Here is a 21,804-nt window from a genome sequence, read left to right on the forward strand (position 1 = left end):
TCAGCTCCGTAGCTCGGTAATTTCATCATCGGTCAAATAGCGTATTGGGCGGTCGCCGAGGGTGAAAATCAGCCTGGCGGCATCTTCCATCTCTTCGGTATTATCCGCTGCCGCCCGCAGATCCTTGCCCGTAACCACCGGGCCGTGATTGGCCAGCAAAAAGGCGCGGTGGGTCGGTGCCAGTTTGGCCAGGTCTTCCGCCAGCCGTAAATCACCCGGGCGGTAGTACGGCACCACCGGCACCTTGCCGACCCGCATCACCACATAAGGGGTGAAGGGTTTTATTGCATTCTCCACGTCCAACCCTTGCAGGCACGATAACGCGGTGAGGTAGGTACAGTGCAGGTGCACCACCGCTTTGCACTCTGGGTTATTCAGATACAGCGCACGATGAAAGCTGATCTCTTTCGAGGGTTTGTCGCCGGAAAGCCATTCGCCGTTCAGGCTGACTTTCGACAGCCGCTCGGCCTGCAGTTCGCCCAGGCAGGATCCTGTCGGGGTTGCCAGCAGCGTGCCGTCCGCCAGCAACAGAGAAAGGTTACCGGCAGAGCCCGTGGCGTAGCCGCGTTGGAAGAATGAGGCTCCGAGGCGCACCATCTCTTCGCGTGCCTGTTGTTCGGTCGTCATTGTCATAATGGGAATTCCGTTTGTGCCCGGGCGAAAAAGTTATCATCGCCAAAATTGCCCGATTTAAGGGCCAGTGAAACCGGTTGTTCGATGGCGCGAACCCAGGGTACGCCGGGAGAGATGCTGGGGCCGATGTGGAAGCCGCGAATGCCCAGCGCCTGCGTCACTACGCCAGAGGTTTCGCCGCCGGCAACGATAAAGCGACGGTACCCTGATTGTTGGAGCTGTTTAACCACTCCGGCAAACAGTGACTCCACTGCCTGACTGGCTGCAGCCATGCCATATTGTTGCTGAACCTGCTGCAGTTTCTCCGGTTCGGCGGTGGCATACAGCAGCGGGGCCAGCGGGGCATTTTCCTGCCGCTGTACCCAGTCGGCCAGTTCTGTGACATAGGCCGCGCGGTCAGCTTCGCTAAGGCAACGCGCCACGTCGATAGCCATGGCCGGGGCCTGTTGACGATATCGGGCGACCTGTCGATTGGTCATGACGGAGCAGGAGCCGGACAGGACCACCGCTTTCTCCCCCTGTGGGGCTCCCGCGGCCTGCGGACGATCTTGTCCCGGCTGAGCCCATTGCCGTGCGAGGCCGATGGCCAGGCCCGATCCGCCGGTCACCAGCTTCATATTTTTCAGCGCTTCGCCCTGGGTCAGCAAGTGCTGCTCATTGAGCGTATCCAGCACCGCATATCGCACGCCTTGCTGCGCCAGCTGTTGCAGCTTTTCCACCACCGCGCCGGCACCGCAATCCATCTCTGCGGCCGTTACCAGTCCGCAGCGTCCCTGAGCCTGTGCTTCCATCAACCGCAGCAGATTGCTGTCGGTCATCGGCGTCACCGGGTGATGGCGCATGCCGGACTCCGACAGCAGTTGATCCAACACAAACAGATAGCCCTGATACACCGTCCGGCCGTTGACCGGCAGCGCCGGGGAAATCACCGTTTGGTTTTCGCCCAGTGCATCAAGCAGCGCATCGGTCACCGGGCCGATGTTACCCTGCGCAGTGCTGTCGAAGGTTGAGCAATATTTGAAGTAAAATTGCCGGCAGCCCTGGCGCTGCAGCCAGGCCAGCGCCTGCAAAGATTGTTCAACTGCCTGCGAAGCTGGGCAGGATCTTGATTTCAGGCTGATAACGACCGCTTGCGCTTCAATCGGCATTTCATCATGCGGTACGCCATTTAACTGCACCGTCGACAGGCCGTTTTCCACCAGAAAGCTGGCAATGTCGGTCGCGCCGGTAAAATCATCTGCAATTACGCCGAGCAGCATTATGCGTTCTCCTTCTTTTGCGGCAGGTCGATACCGGAGAAGATTTTGATCACTGCGCTGTCATCCTCTTTGCCGAAACCGGCATTACTGGCGGCGGTAAACATATTAAAAGCGGTAGATGCCAGCGGCAGCGGGAAATGCAGTGCTTTGGCGGTATCCGCCACCAGCCCCAGATCCTTCACGAAGATATCCACCGCCGATTTGGGCGCATAGTCGCCGTCAACCACGTGACGCATACGGTTCTCGAACATCCACGAATTGCCGGCCGCGTGGGTGACGACGTCGTACATGACATCCAGAGGAATACCGGCGCGGGCAGCCAGCGCCATGGCCTCGGCTCCGGCGGCGATGTGCACACCGGCCAGCAATTGGTGGATGATTTTCACCGTGGCACCCAGGCCAATCTCTTCACCAATGCGATAGACCTTGCCGGCAACGGCGTCCAGCACCGGCTGCAATTGTTGGAATGTAGATTCTGCGCCGGATGCCATCACCGTCATTTGGCCATCAGCCGCCTTGGCTGCGCCACCGGAAACCGGAGCGTCAAGCATGTTCAGGCCAAGCGCCAGCAGTTGTTGTTCTATCTGCCTGGCATCGGCAGCGGAGATGGTGGAAGAGACCATGACTGGCGTATTGGGCTTCAGCTTCGCCGCCAGGCCGTTTTCGCCGAACAGGATCTGCTTGACCTGGGCAGCGTTAACCACCAGCAGCAATAACGCATCCAACTCAGAGGCGAATCCATCTGCGCTGGTGGCAGCCTGTTTGGCCCCGGCCTGCTGCAATGTGGCCAGCGCCTGTGGGTTAAGATCGACACCATAAGTCGTCAGCCCGGCATTAATGCACGACTTCGCCGCCCCCATTCCCATGGAACCTAACCCTACGATGCAAACTGCAAAATCCCCTGGCTGTGTCATTTGGCACCTCGTGTTAATTTTAGTGATAATTTGTTTTGTTGTGTTAAATGTAAGCGCATTGATGCGCTGAGTCAGCGATCGATATCACAATTATTAACATTAAGTGGAGCCTTAATTGATGCGCTTAAAAAGGTTGATATCGCGTTATCTCACTGTTTTAAAAATATTTAAAATAAGTCATCGATACCATGAGCGATCTCACGGCCTGCAAAATGGCTGCTTTCATCGAACGAAAATTGACGTAAAATCACAATTATTATCACTGTGGTAAAAAGAGAGGGAACCGTGATACCTGTAGAACGCCATCAGCAAATTTTAGCGCTGGTATCAGAACGCGGGGTGGTCAGTATTGCCGAATTGACCGAGCGGCTGGGAGTGTCGCATATGACGATTCGCCGCGATCTGCAAAAACTGGAGGAGCAGGGCGCGGTACTGGCAGTGTCAGGCGGGGTGCAATCTGCTGAACGGGTGGCGATTGAACCTTCTCATCAGGATAAGGAAGGGATGTACAGCCAACAGAAAGCGGCCATCGGTCAGTTGGCTGCCCGGCAGGTCCCGCCCAACAGCTGCATTTATCTGGATGCGGGCACCACTACGCTGGCATTGGCAAAGCACCTCAGTGAGCGCGAAGATCTGACGGTGGTCACCAATGATTTTGTGATTGCGGGCTACCTGATAGAACACAGCCAGTGCAAGATCATTCACACCGGCGGCACCGTCTGTCGCGAGAACCGTTCCTGCGTTGGTGAAGCGGCGGCTCAGGCGCTACGTGGGTTGTTTATCGACCTGGCGTTTATTTCCGCCTCATCATGGAGCATGCGCGGCCTGTCGACGCCCAATGAAGATAAGGTGATGGTGAAGAAAGCCATCGTTGACGCCAGTCGCCGCTGTATCCTGCTCAGCGATACCTCAAAATACGGTAAAATAGCCACCTATCTGGCGTTGCCGATTGCGGTATTTGACGCGATTATTACCGATGATAATCTGCCCGCCGCAGCGCGAGAGGCGATCCTGCAGGCGGATATCACGCTGATGACGACCGGGGAGAAAAACTGAACATAGCCTCGTATTGACAGCGTCGGAATAAATGCACCAGCGGGCGGTGAGCTCTCTGCGCAGCGCTACGCAGAAATTAAATGCCGCTGAACCAGTTATAGCCCTGATCTTCCCAGTAACCGCCGGGATTGGTATCGCTGACGAAAATGGCGGCGATATGTTTGGCGTTCTTGAAGCCCAGCTTGGTCGGCACCCGCAGCCGTAGCGGGTAACCGTAATCGGCCGGCAGCGCCTTGCCGCCGAAATCCAGCGCCAGAATGGTTTGTGGATGCAGTGCGGTGGCCATATCGATGCTGGAATAGTAACGATCCGCGCATTTGAATCCGACGTAACGGGCGTTCAGATCCGCCCCGATGTGCTGCAGGAAATTGCGCAGCGGCACGCCACCCCATTGGCCAATGGCACTCCAGCCCTCGATGCAGATTAACCGGGTTATCTGGCTTTGCTGCGGCAGGCGTTGCAGTTGCTCCAGCGTCCAGGGGGCCTTTTTTTCTACTTTACCGGAGACTTCCAGCCGGTAGCTGGCGAGATCCACTTCCGGAACGTTGTATTCCGGGTAATACGCGTTGAACGGGAACGGATGGGTAATCTGATCCGAACGGTAGGTCTGCGCCAGCTTTTGGCCGTTGAACAGCCAGGCTTGCACCCGATCGTTCCAGCGGGACATTGCCCACAGCACTTTATCCACCTGGTCACCGTCCTGCAGGTTGCAGCCGGTCAGCATGGCGACGCCACCCAGCGTCAGGCCGGAGCGAAGCATCAGGCGGCGCTGCAAATTAACCAGCTGTTTCTTTTGTGCCGGTTCCAGCCCCGGTGCCATGGGGCGTTGTTTTTTATCCGTCATGTTTGCCACCCGTTATCATTGCCCACAGCGTGCGCGGCACGATAATCACCATCAGCAGGTGAATCACCACAAATAAGCCAATGCCTGCCATGGCGAAAAAATGTACGTAACGCGCAATGTCAAAGCCGCCGAACAGGCTAACCAAACCTTGTAACTGCACCGGTTTCCAAATGGCTAGCCCGGAGAGCACCAGCAGCAGCCCCAGAAGCAGTACGCCGAGGTACATCAGTTTTTGAATGGCGTTGTAATGACCATGCTGATGTTTGAGCCGCAGTGTTACGGCTTGCCAGATATCGCGCCGCAGCGCGCCGAGGCCAAGCGGCAGCAGATCGCGCCGCAAGTGGCCGCTGAACAGGCTCCACAAGACATAACACAGCGCGTTGCAGGCCAGCAGCCACATCACCGCCAGATGCCAGCCGATCGCGCCGCCCAGCCAGCCGCCGAGCGTGACTTGCGGCGGAAAGCGGAAGCCGAACAGCGGCGAAGCGTTATAGATTTCCCAGCCGCTCATGAACATGCAGACCATGGCGAACAGGTTAATCCAATGGGTCAGGCGGACCGGCCAGCGATGCACCGGCCGCGGCGCGTTGCTTTTCATCATGCACTCCTGAATTACATCGGTGGAACGGTACCGTCTTTGCCGGCAGAAATGCGGGTAGCAACGCGTTCGCCCTTATCGTCCGTGGCGGAGAACAACACGATATGCGCGCCCGGTTTCAACAGGCTGCGGTCACCGGGATCCAGAGTGACGATCGGCACATCTTCCGGCACGTTAACGGTTTTCTGCTGGTTACCGTAGGTCACGGTCAGGGTGCGGCCGTTGGACTTCACCAGTTTGCCCACGGTGCCGTTGGTCATGGTGTCGACCTTACCGTCGGCGGATTCCCAGGCCGAGTGGCCTTCGCCGGTGCCACGCAGGCTGGCTGCGAACACGTGCACTTCCAACGCTTTCAAAGAGCCGTCCGGCTGCGGTACGGCAGCGGTGCCGATAAAGCTGTCCGGCTTGATATCATCCAGCGTGCCCTTCGACACGCTCAGCACTCGGGTCTGGTCATTGAGCTTGACGCTGACCTTTTCCCCTTTGCGATCGGTGACCTGCAGGCTGGTGTCGCTCACCTGATCGATAACGCCACGCAGCGGGGCAATCACCTTGCCTGGGGTTTGCGCTGCGGCGGCCGCACCGCTGCACAGCATGAGAGTGGAAAGCAGTAAACCGGCAAAACGATGACGGGTAATCATAAAGTTCTCCTTTGTTTAGGTTGCCGGTTAAGCATGGTTGAACACCGGGGACAGCACCATGTCCGTTTGATGACATTAATGTCATCAAGAATGTCCGCCAGAACTGCTAGTATTTCCGCAAGAGTCATGAGGTGGCGATAATGCGAATACTGGTGGTTGAAGACGACATCAGCACGGGTGATTACCTGAAAAAGGGGCTTGGAGAGGCGGGGTACAGCGTCGATTTGGCACGTAACGGCACCGATGGCCTGTTTCGGGCACTGGAACACGGCTATGACGCTATCGTGCTGGACGTAATGTTGCCGGGGCTGGACGGCTGGCAGATTATCGAGGTACTGCGCAAGAAAAGTGATGTGCCCATTCTATTTCTGACCGCGCGAGATGGGGTGCAGGATCGCATTCATGGCCTCGAACTGGGTGCCGATGATTACCTGATTAAGCCCTTCTCCTTTACGGAACTGGTGTTGCGTCTGCGCACTTTGCTGCGGCGTGGCACGGTACGTGAAGCCGATCACTATGTAATAGCCGACCTGCAGCTCGACGTGCTGCGCCGTAAAGCGGTGCGGCAGGAGCAGGTGATCGCGCTGACCAATAAAGAATTTATGTTGTTGCATCTTCTGGTACGACGTGAGGGGGAGGTGTTGTCACGCACCATGATCGCCTCCCAGGTTTGGGACATGAACTTTGACAGCGATACCAACGTGGTGGATGTCGCCATCAAGCGGCTGCGTGCCAAGATTGACCGGCCGTTCGAGGTCAAGCTGATCCACAGCGTGCGTGGTATCGGCTACGTTTGCGAACCGCGTTCATGAAGGCCGTGATCCAGCGTTGGCGCGTCTTGTCACTGACGTTGCGCAGCGCCATGCTGTTTGCACTGGTGGCGGCTCTGGTGGTTAGCGGCGCGGGGGGGTACCTGTACGGTGCAATGCGTCAGGAGATGACTACCCGTAGCGATTTGCAGGTTACCGGCCGGGTGGAGTATTACCGCAATTTGCTGAGTCAGCGTTTTCCGTTGGAGCGTCTGACGGCGAATACCGGCCTGTTCGAAAATATGCTGGGTAACGAACAGGACGTGCTGATTTTTCAGCAGCCGGGGAAAAAACCGTTAATCAACGTGAATCCGGCGAGGTTGATCCTGCCACCGGTGATCCCGACGCCGGTCGGCACGCCGCAGCGCTTGAGCGCGGTTCAAGGCGGAATGACCGCTCAAGGAGTGCCATTGCGTGCTGCATCGGCACTGGTCAGGCTGGAGGACGGTAACCTGCTGCAAATTTCGGCTGCCCATGTGATGGTCAATGAGCAGAAGATGCTGGCGCGTTATCTCTGGCGGATCGTCGCCGCCGTCGCGGTGGCATTTATTCTGATTGCATTGCTGGGGTACTGGGTGATGCGCCGCGGGCTGCAGCCACTGTGGCGAATGGCGGCGCAGGCGGCGGTGATCACCCCGAACACGCTGTCGACTCGCCTGAGCGAGCACGGGGTACCGAAGGAATTGCAGCAACTGACCCGTTCGTTCAACGCCATGTTGGATCGCCTGAATGAAGGTTATCTGCGCCTGACGCAATTCTCCGCCGATTTGGCCCATGAAATCCGCACACCGGTAGGGGCACTGATGGGGCACTGTCAGGTAGCGCTGTATCAGGCGCGCAGTGTGGAAGAGTATGAAACCTTGTTGTCGAACAACATGGAGGAGCTGGAGCGTATTTCCCGTATGGTGGAAAATATTCTATTTCTGGCGCGCGCCGGCGAAGGGCAAGCGGTGTTGAACCCTCAGCGGCTTGATGTGGCGCAAGAGCTGCAACGGGTGGCTGACTACTTCGAAGGTTTGGCGGAAGAACGCGGCATTACGTTGGTCTGCCAGGGAGAAGGGCAATGGATGGCGGATGCCATGCTGTTTCAGCGCGCATTGAGTAACCTGGTCTCCAACGCGGTACGCTATGCCGATGAAAACAGTCAGGTACAGCTGCAGGCTGTCAGTCAGGCCGATGGTGGGCTGGCGATACTGGTTATCAATCAGGGCCCGCCGATCTCCCCGGCGCATCTGAACAAATTGTTCGACCGCTTCTATCGTGCCGATGCCGCCCGCAGTTCCGGCAGCCATGCCAGCGGACTGGGGCTGGCGATCGTCCGTGCGATCATGACACTGCATGGTGGCACAGCGCACGCCCATTGTGTTGTCGAGGAAAATACCGCTCGCATCACCTTCAGCCTGATATTCCCCGCGCAAGAATAGCCTATTTCCCACGCCGGATTTGATTGGCTGGGTCGGCCACATCCGTTTATCCGGCCTGGTCGAAACTATTTACTTTCATTTACCGCTGGGCTAACCCAATCACCTCCGGATCAAAAGATTAATTCTGACCAGAATTAGGGCAATGTTGCGGCCTAGGCCCGGTTTTTTGGCGGCGACCCCTTTTGGCAAAATTCACTCATCGTTATGTTGTTATTAAAATTGCTTGCATTAAAGGAATGACGAGAATTTTCAGCTTAAAGGCGGTAATTTACAAAACAAAAAACTAACTTTAAGATCTTTTACATATAAATATATCAATGATGTGGATGTTTGTATAATCTTTGGTTATGACATATGAGAAAATTCTTATATCAAAAATGATAAGGTGAGAAATATTTACTTTGTGGCGTTAATTGATTTTCAGAAGGGTCAGTGGCTAAGGTTGGCTAATTAATCTGATTAAATATTGCTTAATATTCTATTAACATTTAACGCCGGCGATAAATAATCCTAGAGTGAAACCTGTGAAAAATGAAATATAGAATTAATGACCACATCATTTTTGACGTGGATACGGGAACCATGAGCCTGACAGAGTTTCCTGACGATCCCATCTCTATTTCCAATCCGTCGAAGCGGTTACTGCTGCTATTGATTACGCATCATGGCGAGCCAGTGGGGCGGGAGGTAATATTCAAGAAGGTTTGGGATGATTATGGCATGGTGTCAGGCAACAATAATCTTAACCAATGTGTGAGTAAATTACGTCGGGTTATTAAAAATCTGGGCATTGAGGACGAGGTGATTGTCACCGTCCCCAAGGTCGGTTTTATGCTGCGATATGAAATTATGGTGGAGTCTTGCGAAGGGCCGGAAGATCGTTTCGTAAATGGAGATATAAATTCCCCTCCACCGGCGCCGGTTCAAGCGGAAATCGCGCCTTCGTCAGGCTCTTCAGCCGCAGCCGAAGCGGTTTATACCGGGTATTCCCGGCGCTGGTGGGCGATAGTCAGCGTAGTGGCATTGGGGGTAATTATGCTGGCGGTTGGCATTACCACCTATCTCACCGGTTCGGTTTCCCGGCAAGAAATCTATCTGGGCAAAGTCAGCAGTTGTAAGGTGTTTATGTCGATGCCGGGCGCCTCAGCTGCCGTCAGTGCTGCTCTAAGTCGCGACATTCTGGCCTATGCGGGCCCGCAAACGGCAGAGTGCAGCGGTGACGAATTCCTGTTGGTAGTACGCAGCAATCAGGTACGTTCTTACATTTCGGGCATTTCCCGACTGTTTTTTCTGCGCTGTCGCATTTTACGCGAACATCGGGTAGAGATTTGCTCTGGGCTCGAAAGCGACAACGCCGCAATTCTTAATTAATCATCAATCGGTGTCAGGATGAACGCCACCCCGGGGGAAAGGAATATGCCACCAATCTTTATTGTCTTGATATTAAATACTTAATTTTCACCACCTGGTTAATAATGCAGCATTTATTCGATGCAAGCCTTATATTTTGCTCGCCGGCGCTGCCTTGCATTTCTGCGCCAACCGCTTTTGTAATACCTAATTATGGTAATAGATTATGAAAAATATCTCTTTCAGGGAGGACATTCTCTTTTTCGAACCCAACCCCTGGGTGAGAAAAGGATTACGGGCACTTATTGGAACCGAACCCATACACTACCAATTTGTGCACAGCATCAGGGCAGTGGAGGCAGGGTTAAAGGAGAATGAGAAACAAATCCTCATAATGGAGCTGTATAATGAAAGTGAGAGTTTGTATGATGTATTACATTTCATCCTGACGATAAAGGATATTTGGCCCAAGACGCCACTGATCATATTTACTGAAGTGACCAATGCCAGCATATTGACCATTCTGGCTGCTCAAACGCATTTATCCCTGGTGGCCAAAGACGATCCATTGGTTTGCCTGTATCAGGCCATTGACGCTGTCGGCACGGGGGTAAGTTACCGTAGTCCGGCGATTCAGAAAGCGTTGATATCCGCGGTAGAACCCTTGTCCCGTAGCGAATGGCAAATATTGGCGATGATGATCGCCGGCGCCAATCCGCGACATATCGCCAGTATTACCCATCGCAGTTGTAAAACGGTCAGTAGCCATAAGCTGAATATCATGCGTAAGCTGAGGCTTAATCAAGCAGGGTTTATGCGCCTGATTTTGGCCTTCAGGACTCAACACCCGGCCTAAAAATTCGCCGTCGGTTGTAATGGCACACGCCGCGCCGGCGGTTTAATACTTTCTCGTTCCAAGCGCTTATCCCTTTATTTCCTGCCAGCCACCCAGATGAATTGATCTGCATCAAATTAAACATCCTACAAAAATAAACCTGTCGCCCTTATTTATGCGCTGACGCAATAGTGCGTTTTATATACCGTTAACGTGGTTTTAGAGGGGATGAAAACAATAGGTGTTTTGTTCCCTGCAGCATCATTACATGGCCCTTTTAACTTACTGGAAGCAAAATAAACATTAAAGTAAGAATAAAAATCTAAATATTTGACCATTGGTAGTTAATGGTTCTTTTTTGATTTGATGCGGTTACTCTTTTCTCCGTCAAGCAGACTGGCTAAAAGCACTCATGCAAGTGACTGATTAAGGCACGTCAGGCTAATGGACGCACAATCATATTTAAAGTTGAAGGGAGTTTTACCATGAAGAAAATTACACTGGCTCTGGCAATCATTTCCGCCTTCGCTGCGGTCAGCACTGCTCAAGCCGCCGACGTTACCGCTCAGGCGCTGGCTACCTGGTCTGCTACCGCGAAGAAAGACACCACCAGCAAACTGGTTGTTACCCCAATCGGCAGCCTGTCTTTCAACTATGCGGAAGGCATCAAGGGTTTCAACAGCCAGAAAGGTCTGTTTGACGTGACCGTAGAAGGGGATGCCACTGCAACTGCCTTCAAACTGACTTCTAAACTGGTTTCAAACACCCTGACTCAGCTGGATACCTCTGGCTCAACCCTGAATGTCGGCGTGAACTACAACGGCGCAGCGGTAGAGAAAACGGCGGAAACCACCATGATCGACACCTCTGCCGGCATTTTGGGGGGCAACCTGAGCGCGTTATCCAACGCTTACAATCAAGCTGTCCGCACCAGCGCACAAGATCAGTTCACTTTCACCATTATTGGCGCCACCTCTGACGGCACCACTGCGGTCACCGACTTCAGCACCCTGCCGGAAGGTATCTGGAGCGGTGATGTGAGCGTGGAATTCAACGCCACCTGGACTGCGTAATCCCCGAGTTGCTGGTTTAGAGCAGGGGGCAATCCCCTGCTTATTCCACCCCGCTGAAGAACGTCACTGGAATACCGTTATGAAACGACTCTCTCTCGCCGCCTGCCTGTTGCTATCGCTGTCTCAACCTGTTTTCGCGCTCGACGTCGGTGAGATCAGCTCGTTCATGCACAGCGATAGCGCGCGTCTGAGTAAAGAAATCAAGAACACCACCGACAGCGGTCGTCTGGTGAATATCAAGATCGAGCGAATTTCCAGCCCGCTGGAGTCCGGCACGGTGCTCCCGATGGGCAGTAAAGATGAAATGTTGCTGTCGCCGGCCAGCCTGATATTACCGGCCAATGCCAGCGACGTGATCCGTTTCTATTACAAAGGCCCCAGCGACAACCAGGAACGGTATTACCGCATTGTCTGGTTCGATCAGGCGTTGAGCGATGTGGGGAAAAACTCGGCTAAACGCAACGCGGTTGCCACCACATCGGCACGTATCGGCACCATTTTGGTGGTGGCGCCACGGCAGGACCAATTCGACTATCAGTTTGCCGACGGCCAGATCAAAAACACCGGCAACGCCACCTTTAAGGTGGTGGCCTACGGTAATTGCCGCGACAAGAAAGAGGGGAATGACTGCAAGGAAAACTATTTCGTCATGCCAGGCAAGGCTCGAGCTTTCAGCAAGGTGGACGTCAGCGACAAGAAGGGTCGCGTTGCGCTGTGGCATGGCGACCAGTTTATCCCGGTGAAATAACGGACTGCGTAACCCACGGCAAAGCCTATGCGGAATGGAACTCATAACAAGAATTCAAGGAGTGGATGTGAAAGGTGCGCTGGATGATGTGTTGTTAAAAACCCTGCTTGCCGCCGGCGCGCTTGTGCTTCCTGCCGTGCTGTTGCCGGGTCAGACGACGATGGCTGCCGGACTGACCCAGATTGATGGCGTCTTGATCCCCCAGACCTTCAGCCTGGCGTTGCGCGAAGGCATGAGCATCCCCCTGCTATTGCACTTTGAAAAAAACAGCGGTGTAAAAGACGACCGCCGTATTGGCCATGCCTTTTTGTACCTCGAAAACGACCAACTAAAAATTCGCCAAATTACCCTGGAAGAGGGTGACGAGGGGACACCGCTGACTGCGGAAACCATCAAACAGCTGCAGGCACTGCAGGAGACCGCATTTGATCGGCTGCAGCGTATTGCGCTGACGCCCGACGCCTGGCTGGCGCTGGATTTCCGCCAGCTCAATTTACAGCTGGTGGTGAAAGCGTCCGCGATGGGAACCCTGCTCCGCGCGCGCTCCAGCGACATTGGCGCGTCGAGCGTCAATGCCGTCAGCAGCACGCTGGACTATAACCTTGGTATTTACGATAACCGCACCCGTGCCAGCGAGGGCAACACTTCCAGTTACCTGTCACTCAACAGCGTTACCGCTTTGCGCGAGCACCACGTGGAAGTGAACGGTTCGATTTACGGCATCGGCAGCGGCGACGAAAACGCTACGCTGTATAAGGCGATGTACGAGCGCGATTTTGCCGGCCGCCGCTTTGCCGCCGGCATGCTCGACAGCTGGAACCTGCAGTCGCTGGGACCGGTCACCACCATCAACTCCAGCAAGATCTACGGCCTGTCCTACGGTAACCGTGCCAACTCTACCGTTTTTGATAACAGCCAGTCGCTGACGCCGATCGTGGCATTTTTCCCATCGGCGGGGGAAGTGCACTTGTCGCGTGAAGGGCGGCTGCTCAGCGTACAAAATTTTGCCATGGGTAACCATGAAGTGGATACCGGTAACTTGCCTTACGGCATTTATGACGTCGAAGTCGAAGTGGTGGTCAACGGCAAGGTGGTAGATAAGCGCATGCAGCGGGTGAACAAACTGTTCAGCCCCAATCGTGGTGCCAATGCGCCGCTGGCCTGGCAGTTTTGGGGCGGAATGATCCGTATGGACGACTGGCGCGGCGATAACCAACGTCAGCGACCGGCGAAAGATTCTTATCTGCTGGGTGCCTCTGCTACCGGCAACGTAAACAGGCTCAACTGGGCGCTGTCCGGCTATTCGTTTGACAGCAACGCGGTCGGTGAAAGCCGCATCAGCGTACCGCTCACCGAGTCGATTCAGTTCAACCTGCAGAACATGGCGGCCTCCGACAGCTCATGGAGCATGGTTAACAGCGTCAGCGCAGCACTGCCTGGCGGTTTCAGCAGTGTGTGGATCAATCAGGAAAAAACCTCGATTGGCGACAAACTGCTGCAAAACGATGCATATAACCGTGCCATCGGCGGCACGATGAATTTTGGTGCGCTATGGTCGCCGTTGGGTAGCCTGAGTCTCAGCTACAACGACGATAAGAAGAACAACAGTCATTACTACAACGCCGATTATTATCAAAATGTGTTTACTGGCCGTTTTGGCACGCTGGGCGTACGCGCCGGCATACAGCGCTATAACAACGGTGGCTACAGCGCAAATACCGGTAAATATATTGCGCTGGACTTCTCTTTGCCGATGGGCAATTGGCTCAGCGCTGGAGTTTCCAATCAAAACGGCTATACCACGGCTAACCTGGCGGCGCGCAAGGATATTCAAAACGGGCCGATCCGCACCCTCGGCGCCAACCTGTCGCGGGCGATATCCGGCGACACTAACGGCGATAACAGCCTTAACGGCGGTGCATACGCGCGCTTTGATACCAAATATTCCGCCGGTACGGTCAACGTCAGCAGCTCCGCCGACGGTTACGTCAACTCGAGCCTGTCCGCCAGCGGCAGCATGGGTTGGCAGGGGCGTGATATTGCGGCCAGCGGCCGAAGCGAAGGCAATGCGGGCATCATCTTTAATACCGGTATTGAAAACGACGGCATGCTGACCGCCCGGGTCGACGGACGGACGGTCAAGCTGACCGGCAATAAAAACTATGTGCCGTTGTCGCCGTACGGTCAGTACGAAGTGGAGTTGATGAACAATAAAAACTCGGCGGAAAGCTTCGATATCGTCACCAAACGCAAGAGCAAGCTGACGCTGTATCCGGGTAACGTGGCGGTGATCACGCCAGAAATCAAACAGATGGTGACGGTGTTTGGTCGCATCAAGGCTGAAGACGGCACGCTGCTGGCCAACGCCTATATCAAAAACAATATCGGGCGCACCCGCACCGATGACAAAGGCGAATTCATTATGGACGTCGATAAGAAATTCCCGGTTATCGACTTTACGCATAGCGGTAACCAGAGCTGCGAAGTGGATCTGGATCTGAGCAAGGCTCAGGGCGCCGTGTGGGTCGGTGACGTGGTCTGTACCGGGCTGAAAACCTATGCCGGCAACAATATGCAGGCAGGAGAAACGATCAATGAAGGCTAAAATTGCGCTGCTGCTTATGCTGTGGGTGGCCCTGCCGTTGCGTGCGGCGGTTACCGTTACCAACTGGCCAAACGCCGCGACCGTGAAGTTCGTGTTCGTTGAAAACAACGCCGACGACAACTTTTTCGTTACGCCGTCCGGGGTGCTGGATCCGCGCATGACCGGTGCGAATAAATGGACCGGCCTGAAATACGGCGGCTCCGGCACCATTTATCAGCAGAGCCTGGGCTATGTGGACAATGGTTATAACACCGGCCTGTCGGCGAACAACCGCTTTGACATGTGGCTGGAAAATGCCCCGATAAAAAATCCGTTCCTCGGCCTGCGCTGCATTAACTGGTATGCGGGCTGTAATATGGACACCAGCCTGATCCTGCCGCAAAGCACCGATGAAAAAGGGTTTTATGGTGCGGTGGTGACGCCGGGCGGCGCAAAATGGATGCACGGCATGATGTCGCCGAGTTTCTACCAATATTTGCAGCAGATGGCCCCCGGCGATGCATTCAGTATGCAGATTAACAGCTGCCAGACCTCGGCCACTTATGATGCCGGCGCTGGGGGACGGTGCCAGAACCAGGCCAGCGGTAATTGGTATAAACGCACCGTGACCCACAGCAAGGCCGCGCATCTGCGCTTTATCAACACCAACGCGGTATCGGAAGTGTTTGTTAACAGCGACGGCGTGCCGATCATCGGTGAGGGGAATGCCGACTGTAAAAACCAGACTATCGGTGCGCGCGCCGGCATCATGTGCAAAATGGTCAGCTACGATCTGCAGACCGATGGCAGCGTCAGCAATACCTCGATTCACGTGTTCCCGGCCATTAACCATGCGGCGCTGTCCTCGGCGGTTAACGCCGCCGACCTGCAGTTCAGTCTGAACGGCAACACCTGGAAAAACACTTCCGGTACCGGCAGCTATTACACCTTTAACGAGCTGAAAAGCAGCAATGCCATCTACGTCTTTTTCGCCAGCAACTTCTTTAAGCAGATGGTGAAGCTGGGGATCTCCGACAGTGGCACTCGCGACCTGATTAACTTCCGCTTCCAGAACACCACGTCGCCGGAGTCCGGCTGGTATGAGTTTTCCACCTCAAACCAGCTGATTATTAAACCGCGCGATTTCAGCATTAGCATTATTTCTGACGACTATGACAATACCCCTCATCGTGAAGGTTACGTTGGACCGGGTGAGCCACCGCTGGAGTTTACTTATATTGTTACCACCAGCGGTAAAACCGCTGCCGATGAGGTGAGAGTCATGGCCACCGGCCCGACACAGGCCCTCAGCGGCAGAAGCTACTGCATTTTTTCCTCGGCGGATAACAGCACCAAAGTACCGTTCCCGGCGACGCTGAGCATCACTACCAGCACCAACGGGCAGCAGGATTATGACGCCGGCTGCGACGGGCAGTGGCATGACATGACGAATGCGTTATGGAGCAGTACGCCGTGGAATGACATTTCCGGCGAGGTAGGGGTGTTAAACAAAACACGGGTGAAATTCAGTATTCCGATGAATAACCCGATTTCACTGAGGACGATTGAAGGTAATGGTTGGTACGGCGACGTTAGCGCCGCCGGTGAGATCCATGTTGAAGCCACCTGGCGCAACATTAACTAGGGGAAAGGCTGTGAGAAGCTTGCTGCTCGGGCTATTGTGCCTGCCATTTTATGCCAGCGCGATTAACGTTGGCACCCTGACGTTCGCCATGGATCAGGACCAATCCTTCACCGCCAAGCGGGTGTTGAACAATAACCGCAGCGCGCGTATTTATCAGGTGACGCTGCGGGCCATTGATCGACCGGGTGATAGCGAAACGCGGAGCAAACCGGCCGATGGCGAACTGCTGTTTGCCCCTCGTCAACTCCAGCTGCAGGCGGGACAGAGCGAATATTACAAGTTCTTTTACCGCGGGCCGCAGGATAACCGCGAACGCTATTACCGGGTATCGTTCCGAGAAATTCCGACCCGCTTATTCGATCCCGCAGGGCAAAAGGCGACTGGCGTGACGCTGGAGCCAATCGTGGTAATGGACACCATTTTGGTGGTGCGGCCACGTCAGACCAATTTTGCCTATCGGCTCGATTCACAGCGCGGCACCGTCACCAATACCGGCAACACCTACTTCAAGCTGTTGATCAAGCCCGGTTGCGACAGTACCGACGAAGAAGGGGTAACCGAATACCTGCGTCCTGGCGATACTTTGACTCATGCCGGTATTCGCCAGAAAGGGCAGAAATTTATTATCTATAACGACAAATTTATCAGCATCGATAAAAGCTGCCTCAACGAATAATAACGCGCTAACGCAGCGGGATTGAGAAGCGGAAGCAGGCACCGCGTTGCGGTTGTTCGATCAGTTGGATATCGCTGTCGTGCAGCAACAAAATGCGCCGCACGATCATCAATCCCAGCCCGCTGGCGTGGCGACGCGCGCTGCTCAGAATAGAAGGGCGAACGAACAGATCGGCGCGCAGCTCCTGTGGGATACCGGGGCCACTGTCGTTAAGTTGAACCAGCACCTTGCCTGCCTGCTGCCAGAGCCGCACTTCAATCTCGCCCCCCTGTGGCGTGTGGCGAATAGCGTTGTCCAGCAGGTTGGTCAACACGCGTTCAATCATGCTGACATCGGCGAACACCAATGGAATGCCCGGGGCGATATCAGCCAGCAGCCGTTGCTGGCGAGCCTCGGCTGCCAGCTCGAACTTCTGGAACACATCCTGCACCAGCTCGCTGAGCGAGAACGGCTCTTTCTGCGGTTTCACCACGCCATACTCCAGCCGTGCCAGCTCGAACAGCTCCTGCGCCAGCCGACCGACCTTGCGGCTCTGCGCCAGCGCGATCTCCAGATAGCGTTGGCGATCGTTTTCACTCAGGCTGGCGGATTTTACCGACAGCGTTTCCAGGTAGCCGTGCAGCGAAGTCAGCGGGGTACGCAGGTCGTGCGAGATATTGGCGATAAACTCGCGGCGCTGTTGGTCCTGCTGTGAAAGCGACTGCCACTGTAAGGCGATGCGTTGCGCCATGCTGTTGAAGGCTTGCTGCAGTCGGCTGACCTCGTCGCGTCCGGCGGCGTCGACCGGCAGCGCGGCATAGGCCTGTACCGCAGCGATGCCGCCGCTGTCCAGCTCGCTGACCTGACGCGTAAGACGACGGATTGGCCGGGTGACCCAATAGAACGCGAATCCGCCGGCCAACAGGCTGAACAGCACCATCAGGCCCGATGACCACAGCGCCATGGAAACCGCAGAGCTAAACAGCGCGTTGCTGGCCAGCGCGTCGTAGTCTTCGCCCAGCAGCACCACGTACAAATAGCCTTCAACCTGACCATTGACCTTCAGCGGTGCGGCGCTGAACACTTTTCTGGCATTCGGGTTGCGCGGGTCATCGCCGTAAACCGGCATGCTGGCGCCATCGAACAAGGCCTGCAACGGCAGCAGATCCACTTTCTGGCGTTTCAGGTGGCCGGCCGGCGCGGCGTTGCCAATGATATTGCCCTGTTTGTCGAGCAGGTAGACCTCAACGCTGGGGTTTACCGCCATCAGTTGATCGAACAGGCTGTGAACCGAGGGGGCGTTCAGCCCGTTTTGCCCCAACAGCGGGTTACTGTCGGCAATGTGCTGCGCCAGATTACCGGACAACCGCTGGATCACCGCCTGGCTGTACTGGGTACTGCTGCGCACCTGCATCCAGCCGGATATGGCGCAGCTGACCACCATCAGCAGTGCGAAGATCAGGGTCAGACGTTGCGTTAACGTAAGGTTTTTCATGATTCACTCTTGCGGCGCTGCCGCGAATTTGTAGCCCATACCCCACACGGTGAGGATGCGCTCGGGTTCCGCCGGGTTGCTTTCAATCTTGATGCGCAGCCGGTTGATGTGGGTATTCACGGTGTGCTCATAGCCTTCGTGCTGATATCCCCACACCTGGTTGAGCAGGCTCAAGCGGGAAAAGACCTTGCCGGGGTGTTTGGCAAAAAAATACAGCAGGTCGAATTCACGCGGCGTCAGGTCGATGGCTTGATGATTCAACAGTACTTCACGCGCAATCGGATCGATGGTCAGGCCGTCAAAGCTCAAGGTGCCGGCGTCCATTTTCAGGTTGCGGCTCATGGCTTCCTGACGGCGAAACAGTGCCTTAACCCTGGCCACCAGTTCCAGCATCGAAAAGGGTTTGGCGAGATAGTCGTCGGCACCGAGTTCCAACCCCAGCACGCGATGTACCTCGCTGGATCGCGCGCTGGTGATGATGATCGGCGTGTAGCGCGTCATGTTGCGCGCGCGGCGGCAGATCTCCAGCCCATCGATCCCCGGTAGCATCAAATCGAGGATCAATGCGTCCCAGCCGCCCTGTTCCAGCATCGCCATCCCCAGATTGCCATCGGCGGCATGGCTGATGTCATAACCCTCGTCGCGCAGATGTAACTGCAGCAGCTCCGCGATATTGCCGTCATCCTCGACGATTAAAATTTTCTTTGGCTTTTCCATTCTCTCACCGCTGATTGCCAGGCCTTAGTGAAGTCTACACAACCACCGGAGCCTGAGTTATCACATTTTATTTAACTTTGCGTGAGGTCTTGGGGAACAAATCGGACGGATACTCAGCCCATCGAAACCGCCACCGTCAGGAGAGACGTCATGGCCATGTCCATTACGCCGGAGAAACCCGCACTGATCCACCCGCTGTGGCTGCGCCTGACGCATTGGTTGAATGCGTTGGCGATGCTGATCATGGTCACCAGCGGGTGGCGCATCTACAACGCTTCCCCGCTGTTCAACTTCAGTTTTATCAATGAGCTGACGCTAGGCGGTTGGTTGGGTGGGGCGCTCCAATGGCACTTCGCCGGCATGTGGCTGTTTGGGATCAACGGGTTGTGTTATCTGCTGATCAATCTGTTCAGCGGCCGTTTGAAACGCAAATTTTGGCCGCTCAGCCCAAAAGCCTTGTTGAGCGATCTGCTGGCGGCGCTACGGGGCAAACTCGGTCATAGCGATTTGCGTCATTACAACATGGTACAGCGAGCTGCTTATCTGTTTGTGATGGTGGCAGGCGTAGTGATGGTGATATCTGGCCTGGTGTTGTGGAAGTCGGTGCAATTTCCGCTGCTGCGCGAATTGCTCGGCGGCTATGAAGCGGCACGTTATATCCACTTTTACGCCATGTCGGCGCTGGTGGGGTTTGTAGTAGTGCACCTGGTCATGGTGGCGCTGGTACCACGCACGCTGTTGGCCATGCTGCGTGGACGTTAAGGAGAACCCGATGAAAACAGATAAACCCCTTATCAGCCTGAGTGAAGGCCGGGAGATTGTCAGGGAGGCACACCAGTTGCTGGCGCGCCAATTGACCTCCTCTTCACGCCGCCGTTTTCTGCGTAACGGGTTGACGCTGGGTGGCATTGCGATGCTCACCGGCTGTGACCTTAGCGACAACACCCATGTGGAACAGGCGTTGAGCCGTATCTCGCGCTTTAACGATCGGGTGCAGGGGTGGCTGTTTAACGCCGACCATTTGGCACCGGTGTATGCCGAGTCGCAGATTACTCGTCCGTTTCCGTTCAACGCGTTTTACGCCGAAGAAGAGGCGCCGGATATCAATGGCGAGGATTATCGGCTGGAGGTCAGTGGGTTAGTGCTGAATAAGCAGCCGTGGACCTTGCCGCAATTGCACAGCATGACGCAAATCAGCCAGGTGACGCGCCATATCTGCGTTGAAGGTTGGAGCGCCATCGGTAAGTGGGGGGGCGTACCCTTTGCGCAATTTCTGCAGGCGATCGGCGCGGACCTGAGCGCCAACTATGTCAGCTTCAAATGCGCCGACGACTACTACACCAGCATCGACATGGCCACGGCGCTGCATCCGCAAACCATTATGGCGCTGACTTACGATGGCCAGATCCTGCCGCGTAAATACGGCTATCCGATGAAGCTGCGCATGCCGACCAAGCTCGGCTACAAGAACCCGAAACATATTCAGGTCATAGAGATCACCAACCGCTTTCCCGGCGGCTACTGGGAAGATCAAGGTTACAACTGGTTTGGCGGCAGCTAACGACGGCCCCAATTATCCCCGGCACACAGGTGCTTTTTAAATGAGAAAAGGAAATACCATGAAAAAGTTATTCGCAGTAATGATGTGTAGCGCGTTGATGTTAGGTTCCCTCGGTGCCAATGCCGCCGACAGCATGGGCAAAGACGCGATGAAAAAAGACGGCATGAGCCAGATGTCGCACGACGGTATGGCCAAAGACGGCATGAAAAAAGAGTGTATGGGCAAGGATTGCATGAAGAAAGACGGCATGGGCAAAGATGCCATGAAACATGATGGCATGAAGAAAGACAGCATGGGTAAAGACGCCATGAAGCATGACGGCATGAAGAAAGACAGTATGAGCAAAGACGCTATGCAAAAAGACGCTATGGGGCAGTAAGCCGCCGCGTCCCGCAGCCGGATGGACGCTGGTTTAATCCCGGCTGCGGGCAAGTACAACGGGAGGGACGATGGTTCAGACTATGTGGCTGCAGCGCTTTAAGCGCTCGAACTGGGACGTGGCCTTTATGCGGCTGGCGCTGGTGGTGATCTTCGCCGCTTTCGGCTATGCCAAGTGGTTTGATTATGAAGCGCAGGGGCTGGTGCCTCTGATTGGTAATAGCCCGCTGCTGGCCTGGATGCACGATGTGTTTGGCATTCGCGGTGCCAGTTATGCGTTAGGGGTTGCCGAGTGGAGCTTTGGTCTTTTGCTGCTGGCCGGTTTTTGGTCGCGACGTTTGGGGTTATTGGGGGCGGTGGGATCGACGCTGACTTATCTGACGACCCTGACGCTGATCTTCTCCACACCGGGTGCCTGGGAAGCTTCGGCCGGTGGCTTTCCGGCGATGGGGGGGGCCACCAGCTTTCTGCTAAAAGATCTGGTGTTATTGGCGGGTTCGATACTGCTGCTAAAAGCCGACTTGCCTGACGATATACCGTAAAAAAAGGCGCAGTTTTTAAACTGCGCCTTTTGGCCATGATGAA

The 21,804-nt window shown here is 55.2% G+C and carries 22 protein-coding genes; 14 read left to right on the plus strand and 8 right to left on the minus strand.

All coding sequences use genetic code 11. From position 1 onward, the window contains the following. Genes H0S68_RS07315 through ltnD form a run of 3 tightly spaced genes read right to left on the minus strand, consistent with a single transcriptional unit; the run spans position 1 to position 2,806 of the window. Positions 1-633: an aldolase gene (locus tag H0S68_RS07315; RefSeq protein WP_122077830.1), complete on the minus strand. Its 633-nt coding sequence runs from the start codon at positions 631-633 to the stop codon at positions 1-3. Then, positions 630-1,892 carry a 3-oxo-tetronate kinase gene (otnK, locus tag H0S68_RS07320; protein WP_410529279.1) on the minus strand — a complete coding sequence of 421 codons (1,263 nt, stop codon included), beginning with the start codon at positions 1,890-1,892 and terminating at the stop codon, positions 630-632. The genes H0S68_RS07315 and otnK overlap by 4 nt, the downstream gene beginning before the upstream one ends. Further along, the gene (ltnD, locus tag H0S68_RS07325) at positions 1,892-2,806 is read right to left on the minus strand and encodes an L-threonate dehydrogenase (protein ID WP_410529280.1); all 915 of its coding nucleotides are present in this window, start codon (positions 2,804-2,806) and stop codon (positions 1,892-1,894) included. Before ltnD ends, otnK begins: the two co-directional genes overlap by 1 nt. Positions 2,807-3,091: 285 nt before the next feature. Between ltnD and ygbI the strand changes: the two genes are divergently transcribed. Further along, positions 3,092-3,862 carry a DNA-binding transcriptional repressor YgbI gene (ygbI, locus tag H0S68_RS07330; protein WP_116690890.1) on the plus strand — a complete coding sequence of 257 codons (771 nt, stop codon included), beginning with the start codon at positions 3,092-3,094 and terminating at the stop codon, positions 3,860-3,862. 76 nt (positions 3,863-3,938) lie between these two features. Here ygbI and H0S68_RS07335 read toward each other — a convergent pair whose 3' ends face one another. The 3 genes from H0S68_RS07335 to H0S68_RS07345 are packed head-to-tail and all read right to left on the minus strand — an operon-like array spanning position 3,939 to position 5,945. Further along, positions 3,939-4,706: a molybdopterin-dependent oxidoreductase gene (locus H0S68_RS07335; RefSeq protein WP_020825932.1), complete on the minus strand. Its 768-nt coding sequence runs from the start codon at positions 4,704-4,706 to the stop codon at positions 3,939-3,941. Further along, a complete protein-coding gene (locus H0S68_RS07340; RefSeq protein ID WP_020825933.1) occupies positions 4,696-5,304 on the minus strand; it encodes a cytochrome b/b6 domain-containing protein in 609 nt (202 codons plus the stop codon). Before H0S68_RS07340 ends, H0S68_RS07335 begins: the two co-directional genes overlap by 11 nt. 14 nt (positions 5,305-5,318) lie before the next feature. Beyond that, positions 5,319-5,945: a hypothetical protein gene (locus H0S68_RS07345; protein ID WP_046374110.1), complete on the minus strand. Its 627-nt coding sequence runs from the start codon at positions 5,943-5,945 to the stop codon at positions 5,319-5,321. Between the two features lie 140 nt (positions 5,946-6,085). Between H0S68_RS07345 and H0S68_RS07350 the strand changes: the two genes are divergently transcribed. The 9 genes from H0S68_RS07350 to H0S68_RS07390 all read left to right on the plus strand — a co-directional run bounded on the left by H0S68_RS07350 (position 6,086) and on the right by H0S68_RS07390 (position 17,089). Then, the gene (locus tag H0S68_RS07350) at positions 6,086-6,757 is read left to right on the plus strand and encodes a heavy metal response regulator transcription factor (RefSeq protein ID WP_020825935.1); all 672 of its coding nucleotides are present in this window, start codon (positions 6,086-6,088) and stop codon (positions 6,755-6,757) included. Continuing rightward, positions 6,754-8,178, plus strand: a complete 1,425-nt coding sequence (locus H0S68_RS07355) for a heavy metal sensor histidine kinase (protein WP_130015999.1) — start codon at positions 6,754-6,756, stop codon at positions 8,176-8,178. Before H0S68_RS07350 ends, H0S68_RS07355 begins: the two co-directional genes overlap by 4 nt. A gap of 531 nt (positions 8,179-8,709) precedes the next feature. After that, positions 8,710-9,549: a transcriptional regulator gene (locus H0S68_RS07360; RefSeq protein ID WP_046374108.1), complete on the plus strand. Its 840-nt coding sequence runs from the start codon at positions 8,710-8,712 to the stop codon at positions 9,547-9,549. Positions 9,550-9,754: 205 nt separating this feature from the next. Beyond that, positions 9,755-10,384, plus strand: coding sequence for a LuxR C-terminal-related transcriptional regulator (locus H0S68_RS07365; protein ID WP_020825938.1), 630 nt, complete (start codon positions 9,755-9,757; stop codon positions 10,382-10,384). A gap of 464 nt (positions 10,385-10,848) precedes the next feature. Then, on the plus strand, positions 10,849-11,436 hold the full coding sequence (locus H0S68_RS07370; protein WP_020825939.1) for a common pilus major fimbrillin subunit EcpA: 588 nt from the start codon (positions 10,849-10,851) through the stop codon (positions 11,434-11,436). Between the two features lie 79 nt (positions 11,437-11,515). Further along, entirely contained in the window at positions 11,516-12,184 is a 669-nt protein-coding gene (locus tag H0S68_RS07375) for a hypothetical protein (protein ID WP_020825940.1), read from the plus strand. A gap of 79 nt (positions 12,185-12,263) precedes the next feature. Beyond that, a complete protein-coding gene (locus H0S68_RS07380; RefSeq protein ID WP_410529452.1) occupies positions 12,264-14,789 on the plus strand; it encodes a CS1-pili formation C-terminal domain-containing protein in 2,526 nt (841 codons plus the stop codon). Further along, positions 14,779-16,413, plus strand: coding sequence for a hypothetical protein (locus H0S68_RS07385; RefSeq protein WP_115059434.1), 1,635 nt, complete (start codon positions 14,779-14,781; stop codon positions 16,411-16,413). The genes H0S68_RS07380 and H0S68_RS07385 overlap by 11 nt, the downstream gene beginning before the upstream one ends. Next, a complete protein-coding gene (locus H0S68_RS07390; RefSeq protein ID WP_048761595.1) occupies positions 16,382-17,089 on the plus strand; it encodes a fimbria/pilus periplasmic chaperone in 708 nt (235 codons plus the stop codon). The genes H0S68_RS07385 and H0S68_RS07390 overlap by 32 nt, the downstream gene beginning before the upstream one ends. A gap of 7 nt (positions 17,090-17,096) precedes the next feature. On the opposite strand, the gene H0S68_RS07395 is transcribed toward H0S68_RS07390, so the two are convergent. Together H0S68_RS07395 and H0S68_RS07400 are read right to left on the minus strand one after the other, a co-directional pair. After that, the gene (locus H0S68_RS07395) at positions 17,097-18,563 is read right to left on the minus strand and encodes a sensor histidine kinase (protein ID WP_020825944.1); all 1,467 of its coding nucleotides are present in this window, start codon (positions 18,561-18,563) and stop codon (positions 17,097-17,099) included. A 3-nt stretch (positions 18,564-18,566) separates the two neighbouring features. After that, entirely contained in the window at positions 18,567-19,280 is a 714-nt protein-coding gene (locus H0S68_RS07400) for a response regulator transcription factor (protein WP_020825945.1), read from the minus strand. A gap of 150 nt (positions 19,281-19,430) precedes the next feature. Between H0S68_RS07400 and H0S68_RS07405 the strand changes: the two genes are divergently transcribed. The 4 genes from H0S68_RS07405 to H0S68_RS07420 all read left to right on the plus strand — a co-directional run bounded on the left by H0S68_RS07405 (position 19,431) and on the right by H0S68_RS07420 (position 21,761). Then, complete coding sequence (locus tag H0S68_RS07405; RefSeq protein ID WP_020825946.1) at positions 19,431-20,042, plus strand: cytochrome b/b6 domain-containing protein; 612 nt, start codon at positions 19,431-19,433, stop codon at positions 20,040-20,042. Positions 20,043-20,052: 10 nt separating this feature from the next. Beyond that, entirely contained in the window at positions 20,053-20,841 is a 789-nt protein-coding gene (locus tag H0S68_RS07410; RefSeq protein ID WP_410529281.1) for a molybdopterin-dependent oxidoreductase, read from the plus strand. A gap of 58 nt (positions 20,842-20,899) precedes the next feature. After that, positions 20,900-21,220, plus strand: a complete 321-nt coding sequence (locus tag H0S68_RS07415) for a pentapeptide MXKDX repeat protein (protein ID WP_046374101.1) — start codon at positions 20,900-20,902, stop codon at positions 21,218-21,220. A gap of 70 nt (positions 21,221-21,290) precedes the next feature. Next, the gene (locus H0S68_RS07420) at positions 21,291-21,761 is read left to right on the plus strand and encodes a YkgB family protein (protein ID WP_046374100.1); all 471 of its coding nucleotides are present in this window, start codon (positions 21,291-21,293) and stop codon (positions 21,759-21,761) included. Positions 21,762-21,804: the final 43 nt, after the last annotated feature.

This window comes from Serratia sp. AXJ-M, assembly GCF_046531865.1.
GTDB classification, from domain to species: Bacteria; Pseudomonadota; Gammaproteobacteria; order Enterobacterales; family Enterobacteriaceae; genus Serratia; species Serratia liquefaciens.

Coding starts and splice junctions, on each gene's coding strand:
- H0S68_RS07315 (WP_122077830.1), bottom strand. CDS start 633: ATGACAATGACGACCGAACAACAGGCACGCGAAGAGATGGTGCGCCTC.
- otnK (WP_410529279.1), bottom strand. CDS start 1,892: ATGCTGCTCGGCGTAATTGCAGATGATTTTACCGGCGCGACCGACATT.
- ltnD (WP_410529280.1), bottom strand. CDS start 2,806: ATGACACAGCCAGGGGATTTTGCAGTTTGCATCGTAGGGTTAGGTTCC.
- H0S68_RS07335 (WP_020825932.1), bottom strand. CDS start 4,706: ATGACGGATAAAAAACAACGCCCCATGGCACCGGGGCTGGAACCGGCA.
- H0S68_RS07340 (WP_020825933.1), bottom strand. CDS start 5,304: ATGAAAAGCAACGCGCCGCGGCCGGTGCATCGCTGGCCGGTCCGCCTG.
- H0S68_RS07345 (WP_046374110.1), bottom strand. CDS start 5,945: ATGATTACCCGTCATCGTTTTGCCGGTTTACTGCTTTCCACTCTCATG.
- H0S68_RS07350 (WP_020825935.1), top strand. CDS start 6,086: ATGCGAATACTGGTGGTTGAAGACGACATCAGCACGGGTGATTACCTG.
- H0S68_RS07355 (WP_130015999.1), top strand. CDS start 6,754: ATGAAGGCCGTGATCCAGCGTTGGCGCGTCTTGTCACTGACGTTGCGC.
- H0S68_RS07360 (WP_046374108.1), top strand. CDS start 8,710: ATGAAATATAGAATTAATGACCACATCATTTTTGACGTGGATACGGGA.
- H0S68_RS07365 (WP_020825938.1), top strand. CDS start 9,755: ATGAAAAATATCTCTTTCAGGGAGGACATTCTCTTTTTCGAACCCAAC.
- H0S68_RS07370 (WP_020825939.1), top strand. CDS start 10,849: ATGAAGAAAATTACACTGGCTCTGGCAATCATTTCCGCCTTCGCTGCG.
- H0S68_RS07375 (WP_020825940.1), top strand. CDS start 11,516: ATGAAACGACTCTCTCTCGCCGCCTGCCTGTTGCTATCGCTGTCTCAA.
- H0S68_RS07385 (WP_115059434.1), top strand. CDS start 14,779: ATGAAGGCTAAAATTGCGCTGCTGCTTATGCTGTGGGTGGCCCTGCCG.
- H0S68_RS07390 (WP_048761595.1), top strand. CDS start 16,382: ATGTTGAAGCCACCTGGCGCAACATTAACTAGGGGAAAGGCTGTGAGA.
- H0S68_RS07395 (WP_020825944.1), bottom strand. CDS start 18,563: ATGAAAAACCTTACGTTAACGCAACGTCTGACCCTGATCTTCGCACTG.
- H0S68_RS07400 (WP_020825945.1), bottom strand. CDS start 19,280: ATGGAAAAGCCAAAGAAAATTTTAATCGTCGAGGATGACGGCAATATC.
- H0S68_RS07405 (WP_020825946.1), top strand. CDS start 19,431: ATGGCCATGTCCATTACGCCGGAGAAACCCGCACTGATCCACCCGCTG.
- H0S68_RS07410 (WP_410529281.1), top strand. CDS start 20,053: ATGAAAACAGATAAACCCCTTATCAGCCTGAGTGAAGGCCGGGAGATT.
- H0S68_RS07415 (WP_046374101.1), top strand. CDS start 20,900: ATGAAAAAGTTATTCGCAGTAATGATGTGTAGCGCGTTGATGTTAGGT.
- H0S68_RS07420 (WP_046374100.1), top strand. CDS start 21,291: ATGGTTCAGACTATGTGGCTGCAGCGCTTTAAGCGCTCGAACTGGGAC.